25 protein-coding genes are annotated in these 26,715 nt (G+C 44.6%); all 25 read right to left on the bottom strand.

All coding sequences use genetic code 11. The features are described from left to right. Positions 1-104: 104 nt before the first annotated feature. Entirely contained in the window at positions 105-695 is a 591-nt protein-coding gene (locus SporoP33_RS14610; RefSeq protein WP_081244408.1) for a dipicolinate synthase subunit B, read from the bottom strand. Beyond that, positions 668-1,474 (bottom strand): NAD(P)-dependent oxidoreductase, encoded by an 807-nt coding sequence (locus SporoP33_RS14605; protein WP_196796811.1) that lies wholly within the window; start codon positions 1,472-1,474, stop codon positions 668-670. The genes SporoP33_RS14610 and SporoP33_RS14605 overlap by 28 nt, the downstream gene beginning before the upstream one ends. After that, positions 1,467-1,745 carry a YlmC/YmxH family sporulation protein gene (locus SporoP33_RS14600; protein WP_081244406.1) on the bottom strand — a complete coding sequence of 93 codons (279 nt, stop codon included), beginning with the start codon at positions 1,743-1,745 and terminating at the stop codon, positions 1,467-1,469. The genes SporoP33_RS14605 and SporoP33_RS14600 overlap by 8 nt, the downstream gene beginning before the upstream one ends. Positions 1,746-1,803: 58 nt before the next feature. Beyond that, the gene (locus SporoP33_RS14595) at positions 1,804-3,063 is read right to left on the bottom strand and encodes a M16 family metallopeptidase (RefSeq protein ID WP_081244883.1); all 1,260 of its coding nucleotides are present in this window, start codon (positions 3,061-3,063) and stop codon (positions 1,804-1,806) included. Positions 3,064-3,138: 75 nt separating this feature from the next. Then, positions 3,139-5,259 (bottom strand): polyribonucleotide nucleotidyltransferase, encoded by a 2,121-nt coding sequence (pnp, locus tag SporoP33_RS14590; RefSeq protein WP_081244405.1) that lies wholly within the window; start codon positions 5,257-5,259, stop codon positions 3,139-3,141. A 142-nt stretch (positions 5,260-5,401) separates the two neighbouring features. Then, on the bottom strand, positions 5,402-5,671 hold the full coding sequence (rpsO, locus tag SporoP33_RS14585; protein WP_081244404.1) for a 30S ribosomal protein S15: 270 nt from the start codon (positions 5,669-5,671) through the stop codon (positions 5,402-5,404). Positions 5,672-5,802: 131 nt separating this feature from the next. Then, positions 5,803-6,741, bottom strand: coding sequence for a riboflavin biosynthesis protein RibF (gene ribF, locus SporoP33_RS14580; RefSeq protein ID WP_081244403.1), 939 nt, complete (start codon positions 6,739-6,741; stop codon positions 5,803-5,805). A gap of 12 nt (positions 6,742-6,753) precedes the next feature. Then, on the bottom strand, positions 6,754-7,665 hold the full coding sequence (truB, locus tag SporoP33_RS14575; RefSeq protein WP_081244402.1) for a tRNA pseudouridine(55) synthase TruB: 912 nt from the start codon (positions 7,663-7,665) through the stop codon (positions 6,754-6,756). Positions 7,666-7,761: 96 nt separating this feature from the next. Then, positions 7,762-8,112 (bottom strand): 30S ribosome-binding factor RbfA, encoded by a 351-nt coding sequence (gene rbfA / locus SporoP33_RS14570; RefSeq protein ID WP_081244401.1) that lies wholly within the window; start codon positions 8,110-8,112, stop codon positions 7,762-7,764. Positions 8,113-8,134: 22 nt separating this feature from the next. Then, positions 8,135-8,413, bottom strand: coding sequence for a DUF503 domain-containing protein (locus SporoP33_RS14565; protein ID WP_081244400.1), 279 nt, complete (start codon positions 8,411-8,413; stop codon positions 8,135-8,137). After that, positions 8,410-10,713: a translation initiation factor IF-2 gene (infB, locus tag SporoP33_RS14560; RefSeq protein ID WP_081244399.1), complete on the bottom strand. Its 2,304-nt coding sequence runs from the start codon at positions 10,711-10,713 to the stop codon at positions 8,410-8,412. The genes SporoP33_RS14565 and infB overlap by 4 nt, the downstream gene beginning before the upstream one ends. Next, positions 10,691-11,038, bottom strand: coding sequence for a YlxQ family RNA-binding protein (locus tag SporoP33_RS14555; protein ID WP_081244398.1), 348 nt, complete (start codon positions 11,036-11,038; stop codon positions 10,691-10,693). Before SporoP33_RS14555 ends, infB begins: the two co-directional genes overlap by 23 nt. Next, positions 11,035-11,313, bottom strand: a complete 279-nt coding sequence (gene rnpM, locus SporoP33_RS14550) for an RNase P modulator RnpM (RefSeq protein WP_081244882.1) — start codon at positions 11,311-11,313, stop codon at positions 11,035-11,037. Before rnpM ends, SporoP33_RS14555 begins: the two co-directional genes overlap by 4 nt. Before the next feature lie 21 nt (positions 11,314-11,334). Beyond that, positions 11,335-12,522 (bottom strand): transcription termination factor NusA, encoded by a 1,188-nt coding sequence (gene nusA, locus SporoP33_RS14545; RefSeq protein ID WP_081244397.1) that lies wholly within the window; start codon positions 12,520-12,522, stop codon positions 11,335-11,337. Positions 12,523-12,627: 105 nt separating this feature from the next. Next, entirely contained in the window at positions 12,628-13,098 is a 471-nt protein-coding gene (gene rimP, locus SporoP33_RS14540) for a ribosome maturation factor RimP (RefSeq protein ID WP_081244396.1), read from the bottom strand. A gap of 141 nt (positions 13,099-13,239) precedes the next feature. After that, positions 13,240-17,547 (bottom strand): PolC-type DNA polymerase III, encoded by a 4,308-nt coding sequence (locus SporoP33_RS14535; protein ID WP_081244395.1) that lies wholly within the window; start codon positions 17,545-17,547, stop codon positions 13,240-13,242. 64 nt (positions 17,548-17,611) lie between these two features. Then, entirely contained in the window at positions 17,612-19,306 is a 1,695-nt protein-coding gene (locus SporoP33_RS14530; RefSeq protein ID WP_081244881.1) for a proline--tRNA ligase, read from the bottom strand. 18 nt (positions 19,307-19,324) lie between these two features. Next, positions 19,325-20,584: an RIP metalloprotease RseP gene (gene rseP, locus SporoP33_RS14525; RefSeq protein ID WP_081244394.1), complete on the bottom strand. Its 1,260-nt coding sequence runs from the start codon at positions 20,582-20,584 to the stop codon at positions 19,325-19,327. 36 nt (positions 20,585-20,620) lie between these two features. Further along, on the bottom strand, positions 20,621-21,775 hold the full coding sequence (gene dxr, locus SporoP33_RS14520) for a 1-deoxy-D-xylulose-5-phosphate reductoisomerase (RefSeq protein WP_081244393.1): 1,155 nt from the start codon (positions 21,773-21,775) through the stop codon (positions 20,621-20,623). Positions 21,776-21,793: 18 nt separating this feature from the next. Beyond that, positions 21,794-22,588: a phosphatidate cytidylyltransferase gene (locus SporoP33_RS14515; RefSeq protein ID WP_081244392.1), complete on the bottom strand. Its 795-nt coding sequence runs from the start codon at positions 22,586-22,588 to the stop codon at positions 21,794-21,796. Further along, entirely contained in the window at positions 22,585-23,376 is a 792-nt protein-coding gene (locus SporoP33_RS14510; protein WP_081244391.1) for an undecaprenyl pyrophosphate synthase, read from the bottom strand. Before SporoP33_RS14510 ends, SporoP33_RS14515 begins: the two co-directional genes overlap by 4 nt. A gap of 132 nt (positions 23,377-23,508) precedes the next feature. After that, positions 23,509-24,066, bottom strand: a complete 558-nt coding sequence (gene frr, locus SporoP33_RS14505; protein ID WP_081244390.1) for a ribosome recycling factor — start codon at positions 24,064-24,066, stop codon at positions 23,509-23,511. Further along, positions 24,063-24,791, bottom strand: a complete 729-nt coding sequence (pyrH, locus tag SporoP33_RS14500) for a UMP kinase (protein ID WP_081244389.1) — start codon at positions 24,789-24,791, stop codon at positions 24,063-24,065. Before pyrH ends, frr begins: the two co-directional genes overlap by 4 nt. A gap of 79 nt (positions 24,792-24,870) precedes the next feature. After that, complete coding sequence (gene tsf, locus SporoP33_RS14495; protein ID WP_081244388.1) at positions 24,871-25,758, bottom strand: translation elongation factor Ts; 888 nt, start codon at positions 25,756-25,758, stop codon at positions 24,871-24,873. Between the two features lie 97 nt (positions 25,759-25,855). Further along, positions 25,856-26,593, bottom strand: a complete 738-nt coding sequence (gene rpsB / locus SporoP33_RS14490; protein WP_081244387.1) for a 30S ribosomal protein S2 — start codon at positions 26,591-26,593, stop codon at positions 25,856-25,858. Between the last annotated feature and the right edge of the window lie 122 nt (positions 26,594-26,715).

Here is a 26,715-nt window from a genome sequence, read left to right as displayed (position 1 = left end):
TCAATGATTAACAAGTAATATTTGGGACAAATAGTATCATCCGCGTCTCGTTAATTGTTATTGAACGAATTATAACATATTTTGCAGAATTTAAAAATCTATTTTCATGCATCATCATGAATTATCAATAATGGCTGCAGCTGCTGATGATTTAAAGCGGAAGCTACAGTCTCCGGCAGCAGAGAAAATTTTGAAATCAGGGAGTTCGGTTTCTTCATGCAATCATCCTGCCCGAACGGAATAAAATAAACATTTTTCATATTGATCAGTTTCATGAGGTTCATGCCGTTTAATCCCAGTGCGTCATTTGTTGAAATACCCAGTACAACCGGTTTGCCGTTACGCAGCGTAGCCTTTGCCGCCATCAGCACAGGCGAATCAGTTGCAGCATTGGCCAGCCGGCTCATCGAATTTCCTGTAAGCGGCGAAATCACCATGCAATCGAGCGGATTCGTCGGCCCAAACGGCTCTGCTTCTACAATACTTGACACGACTTTTTCCCCTGTCGCATCTTCAATCCGTTTAATCCATTCTTCCCCCGTACCAAAGCGTGTCGCTGCATGAAGCACAGAATGTGTAATAATCGGAACAACGGCCGCCCCTTCTTTTTGCAATGAACTGATCATCGGAAGCAGTTGGTCGTATGTGCAATGTGACGCAGTAATTCCTAATCCGATTCGTTTTCCTTTAAGCATCTGGTTCCCCTTTCATCTATACTCATTCTCAAAACCGCATCAGCCAAGACAGCTGCCGCGTCCTCGGGAAAATGTTTCCCGGGCAATTTGAGGTGTATCGTATAGTATTCAGAGGATTCGCCGTGCTTTAGGCAACCAGGAGCCGAAGAAACATCAAACACATGCACAGTGCCTGTTTGATCTGCGCGGAGCCATTGTGCAGGAATGGTATTTACCAGATAGCCGCGGGAGAATTCTGTACGCTCTGTCAAACGCTGCGTGCCGTATCCGAGCATATGAGCTTCCGCCAGCTGCTCATCCGAACGGGCCGCGATGATGACTTTTGCCTGCAATTGATGCAAAGTATGCGCAATTGCTTTTCCTACCCTGCCAAAACCGGCAATATAAAATTGCTTTCCTGCAATTTGGCGCTTCGTTTGCTCATAAAATACGTGAACGAATGCTTCTGCCGTTAGTTGGGCATTTTTCCAGATGAATTGTTCATCCTGTAAATAATTGATATGCCGGATTCCTTTTTTGCTCAGTTCCTGTCTCCATTGTGCAGATGACTGCCCTGTGTAGACAGAACAGCCTTCTTTCAGATAATCTGCGGGGATGCATGGTTCCATCGGCAATAAAGGAAGCAGAAGATGATCGGGCCGCTCGTCAATCAGCATCTGTTTAAGCTGTTCATCAAACGAGTCAGCAGCTATATACTGGCTCGTAAGACCGGCCGCAAGCAATAAATCATTCGCTAGCTTCAATCGCTGATCCGTGCCCGCCACAAGCCATTTAGTCATATCCTTCCACTTCCTTTCTGTCGAGTTCATGCGTTTTTCCAAATAAAATACGATCTTCTCCCACCAAAACAATTTCATGCCATGGAATATATTCAATCACGTCTTGATCACGCTGACGGAAAAGAGTTTTACCCAACTTTTTCCGAATTTCAAATCCAATGATTTCTCCTGTTTGGCGGTTGAATAGAAGATCTGTATCGGCCAAAAATCCGTACCGCATCCCTTCTTCTACTTGAATCAGTTCTTTTTGTGCAAGTTCTGATAATCGCATCGGAGTCCTCCTTCTCATATGGTCTCTTTCATCATATGTTTAAGAAGGGAGAAGTCGACTAGTTCTGCAGTATTTTAAATTGCTGAATATTTGATTTAGGCGCAATGATTGACGCAGCCCGGTCACTTGCCAACATTTGCTGACCCAATCGGTACACATTACGCTTTTCCACATTTTCAATTCGTTCGACCACTTCATCGATGTTCTGATGGAAGCCAAGTATCAGTTCATTTCTGCCGTTTCTGTACATGCGTGATTCTGAGCCTTCCAAGCCAAGCACAAAGCTTCCTTTCAGCTGTTCTTTTGCGTTGCGCAGCTCTTTATCTGTCAGTCCGTCATGCAGCAGTTCTGCGATGACCTGATCGATCGTTTCATACGTTTCCTTAAAGTTTTCGGGAGATGTACCGCAATAAATGACAAAACCGCCTGCATTTTTATATGCAGCATAATACGTATACACCGAATAAGCGAGTCCCCGATTCTCCCGGACTTCCTGAAATAGCCTTGAAGACATCGTCCCTCCAAGGATACTGTCAAATAAACTTAATTCATATATTTTTTCATGAGTCGAAGGAAGAGACGGATAGCCAAAGCACATATGCGCTTGTTCTATATCTTTTGCTTTTAGGATTTTCTGTGCTGTGAAATTCGGAACAGGGCTTTCAGATATAGTAATGGACGGTGTTTCTTTGCTTTGATAGCTGCCGAAATTCGCTTCAATCAGCTTAATCAGACGATCATCGTAATTTCCCGCAATTGAAATTACTAGGTTTTCCGGACGATAATGTTTTACCATGAACTCTTCAACCATTTCTTTTGTGAATGCCTTAATCGACTCCGCACGCCCGCCTACCGGCTTCCCGATTGTATCATCAGGGAACATTCCCGCCCAAAGCCTTTCATCGGCGTCTTCATCCGGCATATCTTCAACAGAAGAGATCTCGTCCAATATTACCGATTTTTCTTTTTCCATTTCCTCTTCTTTAAACTGAGAGTGGAAAAACATATCCGATAAAATGGTTAATGCGTATGAGGCATGATGGCTCAGCACTGTCGTGTAATAGCATGTCATTTCTTTTGAAGTGAATGCGTTGAGGTCGCCCCCAATCTGATCAAACTGTTCTGCAATCATTCGGGCACTTCGTGCAGCTGTCCCCTTAAAAAGCATATGTTCGATAAAGTGTGCAATTCCTTCTTGCTCTTTTGTTTCATTTGATGAGCCTGCATGTATCCACAGACCAATTGCAACGGACTTTACGTGCGGCATTTTCTCATGAACGATGCGGACACCGTTTGAACATGTATATTTTTGAATCATCGGCTTCACTCCTTCAAAGTACAAAAAGCCTCCTTCGCCGCAACTTGTGCAGGAAGAGGCTTTTTGTCTGATTGATTACTCTTTGTTCGCTTGTTCTTTTTCTTTTTCTTCTTGAATAACAACTTTACGGGAAAGATTAACCCGGCCCTGTCTGTCAATTTCTATAACTTTTACAAGCAGCTCATCGTCAAGCTTCAATTCGTCTTCCACAGCCTTCGTGCGGGCTTCCTGGATTTCAGAAATGTGAAGCAAGCCGTCTTTACCAGGGAATAGCTCCAAGAATGCGCCAAATTTCTCAATGCGTTTCACTTTCGCGAGGTAGTACTCCCCGACTTTTGCTTCACGCACAATGTCTTCGATCATCTTCTTGGCCTTTGCGTTCATTTCAGAGTTTGGTGATGCGATATAAATCGTTCCGTCTTGCTCAGTATCGATTTTAACTTGCGTTTCTTCGATAATTTTATTGATTACTTTTCCGCCCGGTCCGATTACATCGCGGATCTTATCCGGTTTAATATGGATTACTACAATTTTCGGTGCATACTCAGATAATTCCTCACGTGTTGAAGAAATAGTCGTCATCATATGATTAAGAATTTTAATACGCCCGATTTTCGCCTGCTCCAGGGATTCTTCTAAAATTTGACGGGACAAACCATCAATTTTAATATCCATTTGCAGTGCAGTAATTCCTTTTTCAGTACCTGCAACTTTAAAGTCCATATCACCTAAATGGTCTTCCATTCCTTGAATATCAGACAAAATGGAATAGTTTTCATCTTTTTTAATTAAGCCCATAGCAATTCCGGCAACCGGTGATTTAATCGGAACGCCCGCGTCCATCATAGCCATTGTTGACGCACAGATGGATGCTTGTGAAGATGAACCGTTGGATTCCAGAACTTCCGCCACTAGGCGCATTGTGTAAGGGAATTCCACTTCGTCAGGCAGCACCGGCAATAATGCACGTTCGCCTAATGCTCCATGCCCGATTTCACGTCGGCCCGGTCCGCGGATCGGCCCTGTTTCTCCGACACTGAAGTTAGGGAAGTTGTAGTGATGCATGAATCGCTTAGATTCATCCAAGCCTAATCCGTCAATTATCTGAACTTCACCTAGCGCACCCAACGTACAAACGCTTAATACCTGCGTTTGGCCGCGTGTGAATAAAGAAGAACCGTGCGCACGCTGCAGAAGGCCTGTTTCAGATGACAATGGACGAATTTCGTCAAGTCCGCGGCCATCCGGTCGGACCTTATCGTCTGTAATCAGACGGCGCACTTCATCTTTCAGCATTTGCTCAAGGATTGCTTTCACTTGTTTAATGGTATCTTCATCAGCTTCCGCTTCCTCATAGTAATCAAGGACTGCTGTTTTCACTTCGCTGATAGCTTCTTCACGAGCATGCTTTTCTTCTGTTTGGATCGCTGCGATTAAATCCGATTCACAACGGTCTTTCACTTCTTTGACAATGTCTGCGTCAAATTCGAATACTTCGACCTCGAACTTTTCTTTGCCGATTTCAGCAGCAATTTTCTCTTGGAATTCAATCAGCTTTTTAATTTCATCGTGGCCGAACATAATCGCTTCAAGCATGATTTCTTCAGTAACTTCTTTAGCTCCTGCTTCTACCATATTGATCGCATCTTTTGTTCCTGCCACAATCAAATCGATTTCAGATGTTTCCAACTGACTTGGTGTCGGGTTAACAATGAATTCGCCGTCAATACGGCCGACTTGAACACCTGCAATTGGGCCGTCAAACGGAATATCAGAAATTGATAATGCCAAGGAAGAGCCGATCATCGCTGCGATTTCTGAAGAACAATCTTGGTCCACCGACATAACAAGTGAAATCACCTGCACGTCATTACGGAAGCCATCCGGGAATAAAGGTCTGATCGGACGGTCAATTAACCGGCTCGTCAACACCGCTTTTTCTGATGGGCGGCCTTCACGCTTGATAAATCCTCCAGGAATTTTACCAACTGCGTATAAACGTTCTTCATAGTTAACTGTAAGCGGAAAAAAATCTAGAGGTTTTGGTTTCTTAGAAGCGGTTACCGTAGAAAGTACTGTCGTATCACCGTAGCGGACGAGTACAGCACCGTTTGCTTGCTTTGCAAGTTGGCCGGCTTCGATCGTTAGCGTACGTCCAGCCCAATCGAGTGTATAAACTTTTTTCTGTTCTGACATTGTAGAACTCCTCTCTATTGTAAAACTGAAACATCATACTGGTATGTAAGTAGATATAGTGTATCAAAAAAGACGCATCTATGCGATATTTCTTATCTTCATTCCATAGAAAAAAGCGGGCAAAGCCCGCTTCTCAGTCTTATTAACGGCGTAAGCCAAGTGATGCAATAAGATCACGGTAACGTTGAACATTAGTTTCACGCAGATATCTCAATAGACGACGGCGTGTACCTACCATTTTGTACAGACCGCGACGTGAGTGGTGGTCTTTCTTGTGCGTACGCAAGTGGTTGTTCAGGTTATTGATCTCTTCAGTAAGGATAGCAATCTGAACATCAGCAGATCCAGTATCATTTTCATGAGTCTTGAATTGGTTGATTAATTCAGCTTTTCTCTCTTGTGTAATAGCCATCCTTTTCACCTCCTAAATAAAAGTATCCCCATCTCCCGAGCAAACGTTGGTGACTCGTTTTGCCAAGAAGCGGTTCGTGTATTGAACACTATTGTATCATATCACGGCATTCTGTCAGTTGCAACAACCAACTAGTCGGTTAATAAGTCCTTTGCAGTTTGCTTATCTATCCCGATTTGTGTTTTCAGCGCTTCGAGTGAATCAAATTTTTTCTCAGCACGTATTCGATGCAGCCATTCAATCGCTATTCGCTGTCCGTAGAGATCCATCTCTTCACCTATCAGATGCACTTCTGCGGTAGGAATCCTATGCTCGGGATCATGAAACGTCGGCTTAACCCCCATATTGCAGACACCGGGGTACCAAGTATCCCCAATCAGACAGCGTACCGCATAGACGCCGTTCGCAGGAACGACATGCTCTTCAGCTGTTTGAATATTTGCTGTCGGAAAGCCCAGTTGCCGTCCCCGTTTTTCACCGTGCACCACCTCACCAAGCGTGCGGAACGGACGGCCGAGCAGTTCTGCAGCCGCTTCCACATTACCATCAGACAAGAGTCTGCGAATTTCCGTGGAAGAAACTTTTCTTTCCTCAGCGAATGTCACTTTAGGAATTACCGTTGTGCCGTACATATTTCCCGACAGCTCCTGCATATCTTTCATCTTTCCGGAACCTTTTGAGCCAAACGTAAAATCAAAGCCTGCTGTCACGTGCTGCACTCCCAGCCCCTTAATGAAGATCTCAATAAAACGTTCCGGTGACAGGCCTGCCAGTTCCCAGTCGAAACTGACGATGAACAGTGCATCAATACCGAGTGAATCAAGCACACGCACCTTTTCATCCAGCGGTGTGATATAGCCGACGTTTTTGCCTGAAAACAATTGCGACGGGTGCGGATCGAACGTCATGACTGCAGTCTGCAATCCCAGTTCATCACCCGTTTTTTTTGCGCTGCAAATGACTTCTTGATGACCTTTATGTACACCGTCAAAAAATCCGATAGCTAAAGAATAGGCCTGTTGTTTTCCAATGTCTACCTGATCAGGATATCGTAATCTAAAGATTTCCATTTCTATCTCTCCTTACTCACTGCCCAGCAGCATTTTCTCCGGCTTCATTAATCCGGGTTTTGTCGGATGATTTTGATAGATCGCCAGCACATGCCCTTCAAACATCATCACGATGGATGGATGCTCAGCCAGCAATGGGACCGCCGGGAGTACTTGGCCGTTCCGTATTGATTCCAGCAGTTGTTCATCTATTTGCAGCTGCGGGAAATCCGTCAACACTTCCTCGATAGGGCGCAAAATACTCTGAATGTTTTGTTCTTCCATCAGCTGGGCGACGTCGGCCAATGTATTACAGTCAGACTGGTCAAAGTTACCCGAAACAGTCCGGACTAACGAATGCATATGTGCAGGATAGCCCAAAATTTCTCCTATTTGCACAGCCAGCGTGCGGATATACGTTCCTTTTCCGCATCGGACTCTAATGGAAAATGTCACTTCTTCTCCGCTGAATTGCTGTTCTTCACCCAGCAGTTCTATTTGATCGATATGTACTTTACGTACGGGACGTTCTACTTCGATACCTTTTCTTGCATATTCATACAGACGTCTGCCGTTTACTTTTACCGCGGAATACATCGGAGGGATTTGTGTAATTTCTCCTGTCAGCTGCGCGAGCGCTTCGTTAATTTGTGCCCTGGAGAATTCTTTATGCGTCAGGTCACTTGCTACAGTTTCCCCTTGCGCATCTTCCGTTTCTGTAGCGCGGCCAATTGAAACAGTCGCAATGTATTCTTTCCCTGCATCCGTGATATGAGATGCTACTTTTGTTGCTCTTCCAATGCAGATTGGCAAAACACCTTCCACTTCCGGATCCAGTGTGCCCGTATGCCCTACTTTTTTAGTACGCAGGATCTTCCGCAGTTTAAACACACAATCATGTGATGTCATGCCTTTCTCTTTCCATAATGGCAGAATACCGTTCATCATACTCCTCCTTCCTCAGTTCATTGTAAATACTTGCTCTATGTAAGAAGGGAGGAAGTCAAGCCGCCTGAGCGACTATGAACTTCCTCCTCTCGTTTATTGTTCGTTTTCATCGTTCACTTTACGGATCAGACTTTCAATCCGGTTACCGTAAGCAACTGATTCATCCATTTCAAATTCAATTTCAGGTGTTTTACGCAAACGGATCCGCTGGCCGATTTCCGACCGAATGAAACCTTTTGCTTTGGAAAGCCCGATTAACGAATCCTCTTTTTCTTTATCTGTACCCAACACAGAAATAAAGATTTTCGCCTGCTGCAAGTCTCCAGTAACATCTACACCTGTCACCGTTACAAATCCGATGCGCGGGTCTTTCAGCTTTTGGCCGATAATATCGCCCAATTCTTTTTTCATTTGTTCAGCTATACGATTGGCACGCACTGACATGGCAATTCACCTCGTTTTTTGCTCATAAGTAGTCAACTGTACACGCGGTCATTTCCCAATCAGGATTAGATTCAAACAGGCGGATCGCTCTTCGCACTTCGCGTTCAGCCGCATCTTTAGAAGATGCGACAGCCACTAAAGCAAAAGTAGTTCGCTGCCATAAATCCTGATGATCAATTTCTGCAACAGATACATTGTAGGAGTTTTTCACCCGATCACGCATCCTATTCAACACTGCACGTTTTTCTTTCAACGAAGCGGCTGCCGGGATGTAGAACGAACATTCCGCGTACACAATCATACTCGTTTGATTTCTTCCATTACGAATGCTTCGATGATATCTCCTTCTTTGATATCATTGAACTTTTTAATTGTGATACCACATTCATATCCTTTTGCAACTTCTTTTGCATCATCTTTAAAACGTTTCAGCGTATCAAGCTCACCTTCAAAGATTACAATATTATCGCGCAGTACACGAACACCAGCGTCACGGGTAATTTTACCGTCGATTACATAACTTCCTGCAATCGTACCGATTTTTGTAACTTTAAACGTTTCACGAACTTCTGCCTGACCGATTACTTTCTCTTCATACTCAGGATCCAGTAAACCTTTCATTGCAGATTCAATTTCTTCGATCACCTTATAGATCACGCGGTGCAGACGAATGTCTACGCCTTCTGCTTCAGCAGCACGTTTGGCATTGGTGTCCGGACGTACGTTGAAACCAATAACGATGGCGTTGGAAGCAGCTGCCAGTGAAATATCAGACTCATTGATTGCGCCGGCACCTGTATGGATGATTTTGACGTTAACGCCCTCTACTTCGATTTTCATCAGAGAAGCCGCCATTGCCTCCACAGCACCCTGTACATCTGCTTTCACAATCAGGTTCAATTCTTTCATTTCGCCTTGCTTCATTTGATCAAACAGGTTATCAAGCGTCACGCGCGTTTTTTCTACGCGCTGTTCCTGAAGTGCTTCTCCAGCACGAGTTTCACCAATTTGACGAGCAGTTTTTTCATCTTTAAATACGACGAAACGATCTCCTGCATGCGGCACATCACTCAGTCCCGTGATTTCTACAGGAGTAGATGGACCAGCCTCTTTCACGCGTCGCCCAAGATCGCTGACCATTGCACGGACACGCCCGTACGTATTACCGACAACAATCGGATCACCTACATGCAATGTACCGTTTTGTACTAGCAGTGTAGCGACTGCTCCCTTACCTTTATCAAGCTGCGCTTCGATTACTGTACCTCTTGCTCTGATAGATGGGTCAGCAGTCAATTCGCCTACTTCTGCCACTAATAGAACCATTTCCAGAAGCTGTTCAATTCCTTCACCTTTAAGTGCTGAAATCGGAACAAAAATCGTATCTCCGCCCCAATCTTCGGAAACGAGGCCGTGCTCTGTTAATTCCTGCATGACACGGTCCGGATTAGCTGTCGGCTTATCCATTTTGTTAACCGCTACAATGATTGGAACTTCCGCAGCTTTTGCATGATTGATCGCTTCTATAGTCTGCGGCATAACGCCGTCATCCGCTGCTACAACCAAAATTGTCAAATCCGTAACTTTCGCACCGCGTGCTCTCATCGTCGTGAAAGCTTCGTGGCCCGGTGTATCCAAGAATGTGATTTTCTTATCATTTACTTTAATCTGATACGCACCGATATGCTGAGTGATTCCGCCTGCTTCGCCTTGCGTTACTTTCGTATCACGGATAGAGTCAAGCAATGTAGTTTTACCATGGTCAACGTGCCCCATAATTGTAACTACAGGCGGTCTTTCTTCCAATTCACCCGGAGTTTCTTCTTCCTCTTCAGGATCTTCGAAGTAAATTTCCAAGTCTGTTACGTCAATACGGATTTCTTCTTCTACTTCCACGCCGTATTCCGCACAGATTAACTCAATTGCATCTTTATCAAGCTCTTGGTTAATTGTTGCCATTACACCAAGCAAGAATAATTTTTTAATAATTTCAGATGGCTCTTTACCCAGCTTCTGAGCTAGTTCACCAACTGAAAGCGATTCGTAAAATGTAATTTTTTCCGGCAGCGGCTTTTCAATTTTCTGAGCCGGTACTGCCGGGCGATATCTGCGGCGTCCCTGGTTAATTCCGCGTGCTGGCGGTCTTCCGCCGCGACCGCCGCCCGGACGTCCGCCGCCTGCTGGACGCGGCGCGCCTGATCCCTGTCCTTGACGTGACTGCTGATTTCCGCCAGCGGATGAAGATTGGCCCTGAGGACGTGATGAGGCTGAGCGGTTTGTTCCGCCTTGGCTGCCTGCAGAACGATTCGCATCCTTAGCAGCTGATTGTCCGCCAGTCTGTGTTTTCCCAGCCGGCTTGTTTGCATGATTGCCCGGACGTTCAGTTCTCTGACTGTTTTGTTTGTTTGCGGGCTTTCCTGCAGATGCTGCATTCGGCTTTTTCAGTCCGCCAAACGTCTTATCCAGTTTAGATATCATATCTGGTTCCAGTTCTTCCATATGGCTTTTTATCACAATATTGCTTTTACTTAATTCATCAGCAATATCTCTGCTAGTTTTGCCCACTGATCTGGCATATTCATGTACTTTCATTTTCGTCATTAGCCCACCCCCGGTTATAATCGTTGAGGAGCTCGGATAACTTTTTGGCAAATCCTTTATCCGTAAGCGCCAAGACCACTCGCGCTTCTTTTCCAATTGCATGTCCAAGGTCTTCACGACTTCCAAATACATGCTTCTCAACGTTGTAAGTATTACATTTATTCGTTAGTTTTTTCATTGTATTCTTCGATGCATCAGCGGACAGTATGACCAGCTGTGCATTCTGTGAACGGACTGCCTGTACGGCTAAATCTTCCCCCGTCACGATTTTACGTGCGCGGGCAGCCATACCCAGCAGTTGATAAATAGCTGTCGGATCCGTCATTTGATTGCCTCTCGGCGAATTGCATGCAAGAGATCATCATAGACCTGCTCCGGAACTTTTACACCTAGCTGCTGTTCAATAGAATGTTGCTTACGTGCTTTTTCCACGGCATCCTCCGTTTTAGAAACATATGTACCGCGGCCTGATTTCTTACCGGTCAAGTCGACGGATACTTCTCCTTCTTTCGTACGGACAATTCGAATCATTTCTTTTTTGGGCAACATATTACCTGTTGCTGCACACTTACGCAATGGGATTTTCCGATTGTTAGACATCAGCATGCAATCCTTTCCAAGTCAATCTTCCGTGTCATCATCTGCGTATAAATCAAAATCATCAGCTGATTCTGCCGGTGTTTCATCTTCGTACTCATAAGCCTCCAAGAATGTTTCATCGCCGGTCTCTGATGCATCGGTTGTTTGAGATTCTTCACGCGGATAAATCCCAAGCTCTCTCGCATCCGTTTCGCTTTTAATATCAATTTTCCAGCCTGTCAGTTTGGCAGCCAATCTTGCGTTTTGGCCTCTTTTACCGATTGCCAGAGAAAGCTGATAATCCGGAACGACTACAGTGGTTGAACGCTCTTCTTCATCCACCTGTACATCAATGACTTTTGACGGACTCAGCGCGTTGGCTACAAATACCACAGGATCTTCAGACCATTCCACGATGTCTACCTTTTCACCATTCAGTTCATTCGAGATCGACTGTACACGCGCTCCCCGTGAACCTACACAGGAACCGACCGGATCGACTTCTTCGTTCGCTGTATATACAGAGATCTTGGAACGGTCTCCCGCTTCACGTGCAATGGATTTGATTTCAACAGTTCCATCGTAGATTTCAGGCACTTCCAGTTCAAACAGGCGACGCAGAAGTCCCGGATGTGTTCTGGAAACAAACACTTGGGGTCCGCGTGCTGTTCTTTCGACTTTCGTAATATATACTTTGATACGATCGTGCGGCGCATATGTTTCTGTTTGAATTTGTTCGCTTGACGGCAGTACCGCTTCTACTTTTCCCAGACCTACAAACAGATTTTTAGGATCCATGCGTTCTACAATTCCGTTCACGATGTCTTCTTCACGATCGATGTACTCTTCATAAATCAAACCGCGTTCCGCTTCACGGACACGCTGCGTCACAACTTGCTTCGCAGTTTGTGCAGCAATACGTCCAAAGTCACGCGGTGTGACTTCTTCCTCTACGACATCGCTGATTTCATATACAGGATTGATGACTCTTGCATCTTCCAATGAAATTTGAAGGCGCTCGTCTTCTACTTCTTCCACCACGTCTTTGCGTGAATAAACCGCCATGGTGCCTTTTTCTAAATTTAAATCTACACGCACGTTTTGTGCCTGGTTAAAATTTCGTTTATACGCTGTTACAAGCGCAGCTTCAATTGCATCGACTAGTACATCTCTTGATATTCCTTTTTGCTGTTCAAGAGCCGTCAGTGCTTCGAGTAGCTCACTACTCATGTTCATCACTCCTACATTCCATTATCGTCCTGTCGCTCTTGGATTTTGATCATCCAGCTATAAGCACCAACCAGCTTTAGCTGAACGGTGCTTATAGCTATAGGATTAAAAATCAATCGCTAATCGCGCAAACGCAATTTTCTCGGTGTCAATTGTCACCAGTACTTTTCTTGTCTTAATCCGTATTTCCACTTTTGCATGGTCCGGTCCGTATCCGAGGAGATACCCCTCGAATTCTTTCATTCCATCAATTGGTTCATATGTCTTGATGAACACATACTGGCCTACGGCTCTTTCAAAATCTTCTTCTTTTTTCAGTGGTCTTTCCGCTCCGGGAGAAGACACTTCAAGGAAGTAATTTTGCGGAATCGGGTCCACGCGATCCAGTTCCTCGCTCAGTTTATTACTGACAGCCGCACATTGATCAATGTCAATGTTACCTTCTGGCGTATCGATGTAGACGCGTAAAAACCAATCGCGGCCTTCTTTCAAGAACTCAATGTCTACCAGCTCCAGACCCAATTCTTCGACGATCGGGCTTGCCAACTGTTCGACTTCCTCTGTAATTTTACTCAAATGGTATCCCTCCCGAAATTCAAAATAACAACAGAAAAGAGCGGGAAGCCCCACTCTTTTCCGCAAGACGTATAGCAAAAGTTGTTTTAATCGTATCACAAGGCCTTTTACAATGCAAATGTTGAAACTGTCCGCGGCCCGTCAGAACAGGGATAATTGGTTTGCTTCCGGCATCCCTTCCAGGCATCCGAGATTATCCAAGTATTCTACAATCGTCTTCGATACACGGCCTCTCTTCTGGAAGTCCTCTTTCGATAAAAACTCTCCGTCTTTTCGTGCTTCGACAATTGTCTTGGCGACGTTCGTACCTAATGAAGGAACTGCGTTAAACGGCGGAATCAGTTTATTCCCTTCAATAAGGAATTGTGTGGCGTCGGATTTATACAGATCAGGCTTTGCCATCGTAAAGCCCCGTTCGACCATTTCAAGCGCAATTTCAAGTACGACGACTAAGTTCTTTTCTTTCGGCGGCGCGTCCAGCCCTTTGGCATTTATTTCTTTGATTTTCGCCCGGATCGATGCGGAGCCCTTGGACATTGTCACCAAATCAAAGTCTGTTGCACGCACTGTGAAATATGTTGCGTAATACATAATTGGATGATGCACTTTAAAGTAGGCGATTCTGAGAGCCATCAGTACATACGCAGCGGCGTGTGCTTTCGGGAACATGTACTTGATTTTCTTGCACGAGCTGATATACCAAGCCGGCACTTTATTCTCTTTCATCGCTTCTTCAAACTCCGGCGTCAGCCCTTTCCCTTTACGCACAGATTCCATAATTTTAAATGCAAGAGACGGTTCCAGTCCCTGATAGATCAGGTAGACCATAATATCGTCACGACAGCCGATTACTTCTGACAACTGGCATGTTTTATTTTGGATCAGCTCTTGCGCATTACCGAGCCATACATCCGTACCGTGAGACAGCCCGGAAATCTGGATTAACTCAGAGAACGTGGAAGGCTTAGTTTCTTCAAGCATTTGACGGACAAACCGAGTACCAAATTCGGGTACGCCTAGCGTTCCGGTTTTACAGTCGATCTGTTCTTCAGTCACACCAAGAGACTCAGTTCCGCCAAACAGCGCCATGACCCCTTCGTCATCAGGCGGAATCGTCTTAGCATCGATGCCTGATAAGTCTTCCAGCATTTTGATCATCGTCGGGTCATCATGCCCGAGTATGTCCAGCTTCAACAGGTTATTGTCGATAGAGTGGAAATCAAAGTGCGTTGTCCGCCACTTGGATTGAATGTCATCCGCTGGGAATTGAACAGGCGTAAAGTCAAAAATATCCATCGTGTCCGGAACAACAATGATTCCTCCGGGGTGCTGTCCGGTATTCCGTTTGACACCCGAGCAGCCCTGCACCAGCCTGTCAATTTCCGCCCCGCGCATTTGAATGTCATTATCATTCATGTAGCCCCGCACATAGCCATATGCTGTTTTTTCAGCGACAGTACCAATCGTTCCCGCACGGAAAACATAATCTTCTCCAAACAATTCCTTTGTGTAGTTATGGGCGTGCGCCTGATATTCACCACTGAAGTTCAGATCGATATCAGGCACTTTATCCCCCGCGAATCCAAGGAACGTTTCAAAGGGTATATCCTGCCCATCTTTTTTGAACATCGTTCCGCATGCCGGACATGCTTTGTCAGGTAAATCATACCCTGAGCCCACAGACCCGTCATCAAAGAATTCACTGTGCTTACAAGATGGACATACGTAATGCGGCGGCATTGGATTCACTTCAGTGATTTCCATCATAGTTGCAACGAATGACGAGCCTACAGATCCGCGCGAACCTACAAGATAGCCGTCATCCAAAGACTTCTTCACCAGTTTATGTGAAATGAGATAAATTACCGCAAAACCGTTGTCAATAATAGAAGTCAGCTCTTTAATAATTCGTGCTTCAATAATTTCAGGCAGCGTGTCGCCGTAGATATGACGGGCCATAGAATATGTCAGCTCACGGACTTCTTCTTCTGCGCCTTCAATTTTCGGCGTATACAGATCATCCTTGATCGGTTTCACATCGCCAACACGTTCGACGATTTTCAACGGATTATCGATCACAATTTCTTTGGCTGCTTCCTCTCCTAAAAACTCGAACTCTTTGAGCATCTCATCCGTCGTACGGAAATGGACAGCCGGTAAAGAGTGCCGGTTCATCGGGTTGGCACCGCCTTGAGAGCGCACGAGAACTTTACGGTAGGTCGCATCCGTTTCTTCAAGATAATGCACATTCCCTGTTGCACAAACAGGCAGTCCTGTCTTCTTGCCGAGTTTCAGCATCTTGCGCATAATATCTTCCAGATTCCATTCATCCCGGATCAGATCCAGTTCCATCAAATGAGAATAGACCGGTTTCGGATGAAGCTCCAAGTAGTCATAAAAACTTGCGATTTCTTCCACTTCCTCCATCGGCTTCTGCATCAATCCTTCGAATACTTCGCCTTTATCACAACCCGATCCTATCAGCAGCCCTTTGCGGTACTTAACGAGCAATGATCGGGGGATACGCGGCACACGATAAAAGTAATCCATATGTGAAATGGAGACAAGTTTGAATAAGTTTTTCAGGCCTTCATCATCCGCAGCGAGTATGGTGCAGTGGGAAGGACGTGAACGTTTATATGCATCCCCTTCCCCAATGTTTTTATTGAGGTCGTCCAGCCATTCAATTCCTCTTTCCTTTGTATCTGCCAGCAGTCGTAAAAATAAATGAGCTGTAGCTTCCGTGTCGTATATCGCACGGTGATGCTGAGTTAATTCGATATCGAATTTCTTAGCTAACGTATTTAAACGGTGGTTACGCAGTTCAGGATAAAGGAAGCGGGAAAGTTCCAATGTATCAATGACCGGGTAAGCGATTGTTTCAATCTTGGCACGCTTACACGAAGCATAAAAGAAGCCCATGTCAAATGAGGCATTATGGGCAATCAGGACCGCATCACCGATAAAATCGATAAATTCTGCCATGACTTCTTCAACTTCGGGCGCATTTTCCACCATATCATCCGTAATGCCCGTCAGGTTAGTCGTAACAGAAGACAACGGATGATGAGGATTAGCGAAACGTTCGAATCGATCGATAATTTCTCCATCTTTCACCCTTACAGCCGCGAGCTCAATAATCGTGTCGTAGACAGCGGATAATCCTGTTGTCTCGACATCAAATACTACGTACGTATCGGTTTCGAGCAGACGGTGCTGTTCCTCATAAACAATCGGCACGCCGTCATCCACCAGGTTGGCCTCTAAACCGAAGAGCACTTTGATGCCGTGCTTTTTCCCTGCATTATAAGCTTCCGGAAATGACTGTACGTTTGCATGATCAGTAATCGCGATGGCAGGATGTCCCCATTTTGCCGCCTGTGCGACTAATGCTGATGCGGAAACAACAGCATCCATCTGACTCATAGATGTATGTGCGTGAAGTTCTACACGCTTTTGTCCTTCAGGCGCTTTGTCTTTACGTTCCACAGATGGAATAACAGCCAAATCCTGGGCCATCATAATTAAATCCCTTACGAACGTATCATTTTGAATACCGCCTCTTGCGCGTACCCACATCCCTTTTTTAAAGGATTTCATCATTTCTGCATCTTCGTTGTCACGTGAAAACATTTTCACTAATATTGAATCGGTGTAATCCGTCACTTTCAATGTCAGCAAAGATCGTCCGCTCCGCAGTTCGCGCACTTCCGCGTCAAACACAAAACCTTCGATGATCAGCCGGCGTTCTTCATCCTGGATCTCATGAATCGGCACGACCGCCTCACCGGCCTTGATCGGTGTCCCAAGGATCAGCGCTTTATCGGACTCACCCTGCTCACTCTTCATCGTTTCACGCTGCTGCAGCTGATGGTAAGCCTGTTTTGACAGGACATCTTCTTCTTGTTTTTTCTGTTTCAGAAATTGTTCGCGCTCTTCTTCTGCTTTATCACTTTCAACAATCGACACATCGAACATAAATTTTGGAAATCCGAATTGCTGATACAATGACGATAGTGTTTCAATATATTTGTTTTTCAGCGTCTGACATTCCAGATCACTCGAACACGTGATCATTAATTTCTCGCCATGCAGTCTCGGTTTTTGTTCCACTAGGCATTGGCGCATGGGCGGTGAAATGTCTGCCAATTCACCCACGACGAGCGGCCAATAATCTGCAATTAACTCTTCACTTACTCCGCTGTTTCTCGCTTCCATTTCAAGATGCACATTTGCAATCGCCGCAAATGATTCATGGACGCGCTGCTGCACGAAGCGGAATACGTCAATGGGCAACACTTCATCCAATGTGATATTGAACTTCCATACTCTTGATTTCTTCTGAACAGTCACTCGGTTCAATTCACCATTTTGAAAATAATTCATTAACTGATCATCAGTCAGACCTGTCTGCTGCAATAAAGTTAAAAACTTTTGGGCGGCATCCACTCTATATTCCTCCGTTCTATCGAGAAAAGAAGGGAAGTTCCGTTAACGGACTCCCCTTCTTGGATTAATCTGCACTAAAGAAGGACTGCAACTTTTCAGGCACTTCTTCTTTTTGCCAGTCTATTGATTCCCCACTGTGGCGGTACGTGACTTCCACGATCCCCTCACTTGCTCTCTTACCGATTGTAATGCGAACCGGCAATCCAATCAAGTCGGAGTCGGCGAATTTAACACCCGCTCTTTCAGGGCGGTCATCATACAGCACATCGTACCGATAGGATTCCAGAACGGCATACAACTCATCCGCAAGCTGGGTTTGGATTTCGTCCTTCACATTCACTGTAATCAAATGAATATCAAAAGGCGCTAAATGCTTTGGCCATTTCAATCCATTTTCATCATTAAATTGCTCAGCAATAGTCGCAAGCAAACGCGAAATTCCAAGACTGTAGCTTCCCATAATAAACGGCTTCGTTCTGCCGTGCTCGTTAAGGAAAGTGCCTTTCATTTGCTCACTGAAAGTCGTGCCCAGTTTACGAAGATGCCCGATGCCGATTCCTTCCGTAAATTTAATCGTCCCCATTCCGTCTGGAGAAGGTTCCCCTTCTTGAATGAATCGAATATCCACGTAGTCATCGATGGCAAAGTCGCGTTCAGGATTAACGTTCAACAAATGATAATCATCTATATTCGCCCCTGCTACTCCGTTTACGACCGAGCCGATGGCATGATCTGCATACACTCTGACGCCGATCGGCAGTTTGACAGGACCGACCGACCCGAAATGGCAGTCGAGCAGATCAATGATTTGTTGTTCTGTTGCCAGCTCCAAATGAGAGGCTTTTAAGATGTGTTTCAATTTATGTTCATTGACATGATGGTCACCCCGGCATACAACCATAACAAATTCATTATCTGCCTGATAAACCAGAGATTTGATTACACGCTCGGGTTCCACAGACAAAAATGAAGTCAAATCTTCAATTGTCCGTAAATTCGGTGTAGATACTTTTGTTAATTCCAGCTGTTTTTCATCCGGCGTCTCATAGTCGATATTCACTTCAGCGAATTCCATATTCGCAGCATACGAAGAGCTGTCACTATAAGCGATACGGTCTTCCCCGTTTTCTGCCAATGCTATGAACTCATGCGAACCTTCACCGCAGTCTGACATGACCATACGGAATCGCATACCCAGCCGCGTTAACATATTCGTATATGCCTGCATGACTTCCAAATACTTTTCATCCAAACTTTCCTGCGTTGCATGGAAGGAGTATGCATCTTTTCTAATAAATTCGCGGCTGTGAAGTAAACCTGCCCTCGGCTTTATTTCATCTCGAAATTTAGTCTTAATCTGAAAAATCGTTAACGGCAGTTTCTTATAGGAGCGCACTTCGTCACGAAGCAGATCGATGATTGCTTCTTCGTCACTTGAACTCAAGGCTAACTCGTTCGTCTGTCTGTCGGCAACATGAAACATCTCTTTGCCGTACGAATTCCAGCGGTCAGTTTCTTTTAAAATACTTGAGCTTTGCAGCGCAGGCAAGGAAATTTCTATGCCCTCAATCGCTTCCATTTCCTGGCGGACTATCCGTTCAATTTTGCGAAATACTCTTTGTGCCAGTGTTAAATATGTGTATACACCATTGGCATTTTGCCGGATATAACCTGCCCGCAGCAATAATTGATGAGAACGCATCTCTATGTCTGCCGGATTTTCACGCATTGTGGGTATAAACGTTTTCGATTGTTTCATCATATGCTTCCACCTTTTTTAGAAGAAAAATCGTTGAATGTCATTCCATGTCACAACCAGCATCAGAACCATCAGCAACATGATACCTACGAAATGCACCATACCTTCTTTTTGTTTATCAATCGGTTTACCGCGCAAGCCTTCAAACAAGAAGAACAGCAATCTGCCGCCGTCTAGGGCAGGCAAAGGCAGTAAGTTCATAATTCCCAGATTAATACTTAACACAGCGCCCCAGTTCATTAAATTGAAAATACCGTATTGGGCAACTTCTTCAGTCGCTTTGTAAATACCGACCGGACCGGACAGCGCATCAATCGTAAACTGACCTGTGACAAGCATACCTAACAATTCAAATATTTTCACAGTCCATGTGTACGTCTGTTCTGCTCCGAACACGATGGATTTGATCACGCCTTTTTCCAGCGGACTGGAGTAGATCACTCCGATTTGTCCGAATTCACGCCCGGCGTCTTCAATCGTTTCAGGCGTAACTTGTAAGGAGACAGGTTTTCCTGCACGATCTACTTCTAAATTCATCGGAACGCCGGGGCTGTTTTGAATAGCTTCGGAGAACTGCGCCCAAGAACTGATAGATTTGCCGTCCACTCCTGTTACTACGTCATCCTTTTTCAATCCTGCCGTCTGCGCAGGCGTGTCAGGCTTCACTTCAGAAATAATCGGTTCATTCGTCGGTACGCCATTGATCAGCCCAAGGGCAAGAAATATGAAGAATGCTAATATAAAGTTGAAAAGCGGTCCTGCAAAAATAGCCATTGCTCTTTTGCCGAGGGACTTAGATTCAAATTGACGGTCATAAGGCGCAATTAATGTTTCCTGCCCCTTTTCGATAATCATGGCAGTTCTGGCAATTTTCAGATGAACCAATTGTCCGTCTTCATCATATCCTTCAATATATAATTCTTTATCCAAATCCGATTTTTCTACTTCTACATTCAAAATGTTAGGATTGGAGACATTTCGATTTAGATAAATCTTTTCTATTTCGTTCTGTGCATTCAGCAGCAGCCCCACACGATAACCGGGCTGCAATTCAACTGTATCGAAGTCCTCGCCAGCCATCCGCACATAGCCGCCTATAGGCAATAAGCGTATCGTATATTGGGTTTCCCCTTTCCGGATCGCTAAAATTTTAGGACCCATTCCGATTGCAAACTCCCGAACCATGATTCCGGCTTTCTTCGCAAACAAGAAGTGACCGAATTCATGAAATGCTACAAGTGTCCCGAATATTACTATAAACGCAATAACGGTTTCCATTCAGTAACCACCTTCACCGGCTGTGACAGCCTGAAATTAATCTTTATACTTCACTATACCATAGACTTTTTTTCGCGTAATGCGATCTGTTTCCAGAATTTCTTCCAGATTCGGTTTTTGAATTGTCTGATGCTGATTCATCATCTGTTCGATGATTTCCTCAATTTGCATAAAGGATATATGACCTTCCATAAACAGTTGAACCGCCACTTCATTAGCCGCATTCATTGCTGTCGGCATAGTGCCCCCTTCCCTACCTGCATCATATGCAAAAGACAGGGCCTTAAATCGGTCATAATCCATTTTTTCAAAATGCAATTTACCGATCTCGTCCAAGCGAAGACGTTTCGCATCCGCCATCGGTATACGGTCCGGATACGTCAATGCATACTGTATCGGCACGCGCATATCGGGTGATCCCAGCTGCGCCATGACACTGGTATCTTCAAACTCCACCATGGAGTGAATAATACTTTCTTTATGAAGCAAACATTCAATCTGATCATAAGGCATAGCAAATAAATGGTGTGCTTCAATAACTTCAAGACCTTTATTCATCATCGTAGCTGAATCAATTGTCAATTTATTGCCCATCGACCAGTTGGGGTGTGCAAGCGCCTGTTCCACTGTTACATTTTGAAGCTGGGCCCGTGTATAGTCTCTGAAACTCCCGCCGGAAGCAGTTAAAATCAGGCTGGTGATCCGCTTCGGATTTTCTCCGTTCAATGATTGGAATAATGCCGAGTGTTCACTGTCAACGGGAACAAGCGGGACATTATGACGTTTGGCGGCTTCTACCACCAGATCCCCTGCTGCCACTAACGTTTCTTTATTTGCAATCGCAATGGTCATCCCCGCTTCAATTGCCGCAAGCGTCGGCCGCAGACCTACACTGCCGATTACTGAATTCAGCAGGATATCCGCTTCGACTCCTGCCGCCGCCTCGATCAATCCTTCATCCCCATGAACGATTGTAACTTCTGGAAACTCATTTTGTAAGCGCACTGCATCTTCTTTCTCCAATACGGATACTAATTTCGGATGAAACTTCGCAATAATCTCACGTACTTTTTGAATATTCCTTCCTGCGGACATCGCCGTCAGCGTAAACTGTTCAGGATGAGCTGCAATAATGCTCAATGTTTGTGTCCCGATGGAACCTGTCGCACCAAGCAAATTGATTTTCTTCATATATGAACTTCCTTTCCGTTATCCTATGAATTGAACAAAATGAAGCAACGGCAAAACGAAAAGCAAACTGTCAAAGCGGTCCATGATGCCGCCGTGTCCCGGCAATAACTTTCCTGAATCTTTCACATGATAATAACGCTTCAGTGCTGACTCTACGAGGTCACCCATTTGACCGACAATCGAGGCCACTATGGTGATGATGATAAACGATAGATACGACGTACTGATAGGAAAGAACATGTTATAAATCAGTGTTATTACTACTGCACAAATGATTCCTCCGACAAACCCTTCAATCGTTTTATTGGGCGAAATTTCGGGCCACAGTTTACGCTTGCCGATTTTACGGCCTACAAAATATGCACCTGAATCTGTTGACCAGATAATCAGCAGTGCATATCCTATGTACTCTAAACCGAATAAACGGGTTTCAATCAAATAATAAAAGCCAATTCCAACATACAGCGCACTGACTGCACTGAATGCAATATCTTCAAATGTCCAGCGGTTTTTCACAACTACAGTATATACCAGCAGCAATAATACCAGTACATAGATCATCTCCAGTTTCTCCAGCCGAAGAAACCCCTCCACCTGTCCGGTCCATCTGGAAGGCAGTAAAATGACGAGTAAGAGCAGCCATGCGATAAATCCGCCAATAGAAAAAACGGACATATTGCGCATGCGGAGTAACTCATAAAGGCCGATTGTAGATATCGCAAAGATCATGATGATAAAAGGCAGTCCGCCGATAACAATCAATGGCACGAAAAATGCGAGAGCTACAAGAGCTGTGATGATTCTTTGCTTCATCTTTTTTGATCTCCTTCCAAGCTTCCAAAGCGTCGATCCCGTTTTTGGAAATCTTCAATTGCCTGTAAAAAACATTCTTCATCATAATCGGGCCATAATACATCCGTAAAAATGAATTCTGCATAAGCCAGCTGCCACAGCATGAAATTAGACAGACGTACTTCGCCGCTTGTGCGAATGAGCAGATCGGGTTCGGGCAAGTGTGCCGTCATCAGCTTAGCTTCGATAGCACTCTCGTCTATGTCTTCAGCTCGTAATGTTCCCGCCGACACTTCCTTCGCCAGTTCTTTCATGACATGTACAAGCTCTACTCTGCTGCCGTAATTCATAGCAAAATTCAATGTGAGACCCTGATTGTTTTTAGTTTGTTCCATTGCTTTTTTTATCGCTTTTTCTGTATGACTTGGAAGTGCATCTATATTTCCTATCATTTCAACTTTGATATCCTTTTCCATCAGTTCGGGTAAATATGTAGTAAGAAACTCACCGGGAAGGTTCATCAAAAAGTCGATTTCAATTTTCGGCCGCTTCCAATTTTCTGTAGAAAATGCGTAGAGGGTGAGGGCTTTCACACCCATATCATTTGCGAAATTGGTGATTTGACGGACAGTTTTCATTCCTTCATGGTGACCGGCAATCCGTGGCATTTTGCGCTGCTTCGCCCATCTTCCGTTTCCATCCATGATGATTGCGACATGGGCAGGAATCTGTCTACTTTTAACAGCTTCGATCCGTTCATCCAGCAACTGAATATCTGCCGTTTTTTTTCGCATTAATTTTCTAAGCATAGCGTTCCCCCACTTGGCTCTATTCGGATACTCCTACTGCCTATCCTACCAAATTGCATGGCAAATAGCATGCAAAAGAAAGAAAAGAGCGTCCTAAAAGTAGGACGCTCCTCCTTATAGAAAGTTCTTTACTCAAATTTCCAAGATTTCGTTTTCTTTATCTTTTGCAGTTTGATCAATCTTTTCAATGAACTCATCGGTCATCTTCTGCACTTGGTCATTGAAACGGCGCAGTTCATCTTCAGTGATTTCTGCATCTTTTTCAAGTTTTTTCAATTCTTCATTACTGTCGCGGCGAACATTACGGATTGCCACTTTTGCATCTTCTGCTTCACGCTTTACTTCTTTCACCAATTCTTTACGGCGTTCTTCTGTAAGCGCAGGCACTGCCAGACGAATAACTGATCCGTCATTTGACGGAGTGATGCCGATATCTGATTTCATGATTGCTTTTTCGATATCTGTAATCGTCGTCTTATCGTATGGCTGAACAACAATAAGACGCGGTTCTGGAACTGAAATTCCAGCCATTTGGTTTAGTGGAGTCGGTGCACCATAATAAATGACAGAAATTCTGTCCAGCAGGCTTGCATTGGCTCTGCCCGCACGGATAGACGACAATTGTCTTGAATAAGCGCTGTGCGCTTTTTCCATACGTTCATTGGTTTGATTCATCACTTCTTTTGTCATTGCTTATTCCTCCTGACAACCGTACCGATATCTTCTCCAAGCACGGCTTTTTTAATATTACCATTTTCCATAATTGAGAATACTACGAGTGGTATATCATTGTCCATACATAGTGTGGATGCAGTCGAATCCATTACTTCCAGCCCTTGGCTAATCACTTCCAAGTATGACAGTTCTAAGTATTTTGTAGCAGTTGCGTCTTTCATTGGGTCAGCTGAGTATACACCATCCACATTATTTTTTGCCATTAAAATGACATCTGCCTCGATTTCAGCAGCACGTAAAGCAGCTGTTGTATCTGTGGAGAAGTAAGGATTTCCTGTTCCCGCTGCGAAAATAACGACACGGCTTTTCTCCAGATGACGGATTGCTTTTCGTCGTATGTAAGGCTCCGCTACTTGTCGCATATCAATTGAAGACATAACACGGGTTTCAGGACCCAGCTTCTCAAGTGCATCCTGCAGTGCTAGCGAGTTCATGACTGTTGCGAGCATTCCCATATAGTCAGCCGTTGTGCGGTCCATGCCCATTTCACTTCCGACTTTCCCTCGCCAAATGTTCCCGCCGCCTACTACTACTGCTACCTCTACACCTAATTCTACAACCTCTTTTACTTGGTTCGCAACTGATTTTATAACTTCCGGAGATAAACCGTAGCCCTGGTTCCCTGCCAGTGCCTCTCCACTTAATTTTAACACGATGCGTTTATACTTTGGAATACTCATGTTGGCCCTCCTGCAATTTCTAATTCTCAAAAAAGAGGAACACATAATAGATGTGCTCCTCTGTAAGGTTGTATTATACTCAGTTACCTTTAACCTGGCTCATTACTTCGTCAGCAAAGTTATCTTCGCGCTTTTCAATTCCTTCGCCCACTTCATAACGAATAAACTCGACTAAAGTTCCGCCAGTCGATTTTACGAAATCACGAACTTTTTGATCTGAGTTTTTAACAAACGCTTGGTCCAGTACGCAGATTTCTTCGAAGTATTTTCCAAGACGGCCTTCTACCATTTTCGCAACGATATTTTCCGGCTTGCCTTCATTCAATGCCTGCTCAGTCAATACTTTACGCTCGCGCTCTACTTCGTCAGCAGATACTTCGTCACGTGAAATGTATTTTGGATTCATTGCCGCGATGTGCATTGCAACATCTTTCGCTGCTTCTGCATCAGTTGAACCTTCAAGAACAGTCAATACCGCAATACGTCCGCCCATGTGAAGGTATGGTCCGAAAGCGTCCTGATCTGTCTTCTCACGGATTTCAAAGCGGCGAAGAGTGATCTTTTCACCGATTTTAGCTACCGCATTTGAGATGTGCTCTGATACAGTCAATCCGTTGTCCAGTTTCGCATCGTTTGCTTCCTCTACAGAAGCAGGCTTTGCCGCAAGTAAAAACTCGGAGATTTCTTTAACAAGTGTCTGGAAGCCTTCGTTTTTCGCTACGAAGTCTGTCTCAGCATTCACTTCAAGGATTACCGCTTCGTTACCTTGAACTAAAATGTTTGTTACTCCTTCAGCTGCAATACGGTCTGCTTTTTTCGCTGCACTTGAAAGGCCTTTTTCACGCAAGAAATCCAATGCTGCGTCCATGTCTCCGTCGACTTGCGTCAATGCTTTTTTGCAGTCCATCATTCCTGCGCCAGTTTTTTCACGTAGTTCTTTAACCATTTGGGCTGTAATTGTTGCCATGTGAGAATTCCTCCTATTTATATATCATCTGACTTGCGTATTACTCTAAAAAAGACGATAAGGGGTACGCCGCTTATCGTCTCATCATTTACTCATTTCACTCTGCAGTAACAGTTGCTGTTTCGCTTGCTGTTTCAGCTGCTTCATCGTCTTCACCTTGACGGGATTCAATCAAAGCATCTGCCATTTTGCTTGTAAGTAAACGTACTGCGCGGATTGCATCGTCGTTCGCCGGGATGACATAGTCGATTTCGTCCGGATCACAGTTAGTATCTACGATTCCAACGAGTGGAATATTCAATTTGATTGCTTCAGCTACCGCGATACGCTCTTTACGTGGATCCACGATAAAGATTACATCCGGCAAGCCTTTCATGTCACGGATACCGCCTAAGAATTTCACAAGACGTTCGTGCTCTTTATTTAATTGAGAAACTTCTTTCTTTGGAAGTACGTCGAATGTGCCGTCCTCTTCCATTTTCTCAATAGCTTTCATACGTGCTACACGCTTTTGAATAGTACCGAAGTTAGTTAATGTTCCACCCAACCAGCGCTGGTTGATGTAGTACATTCCTGCACGTTCTGCTTCTTCTTTGATCGCTTCTTGTGCTTGTTTCTTCGTACCAACGAAAAGGACTTTACCGCCGTCAGCACCGACTTGGCGCATGAAGTTGTAAGCTTCCTCTAATTTTTTGACCGTCTTTTGAAGGTCGATGATGTAGATGCCGTTACGCTCCACAAAAATATACTTCTTCATTTTTGGGTTCCAGCGGCGTGTTTGGTGTCCGAAGTGTACACCTGCTTCTAGCAATTGTTTCATTGAGATTACTGACATGTTTAATTCCTCCTATTGGTTTTGTCCTCCGCGAACATCATGCGAATAAGTGACCGTAATGGCACCCACTCATTCATCCGAACGCGTGTGTAGTAATACCATCTACTAAAATAACATAGTTC

Source organism: Sporosarcina sp. P33 (assembly GCF_002077155.1).
Lineage (GTDB): Bacteria > Bacillota > Bacilli > Bacillales_A > Planococcaceae > Sporosarcina.
Note: the sequence above shows the minus strand (reverse complement) of the source record. Positions and strands in the feature narration are given on the sequence as shown.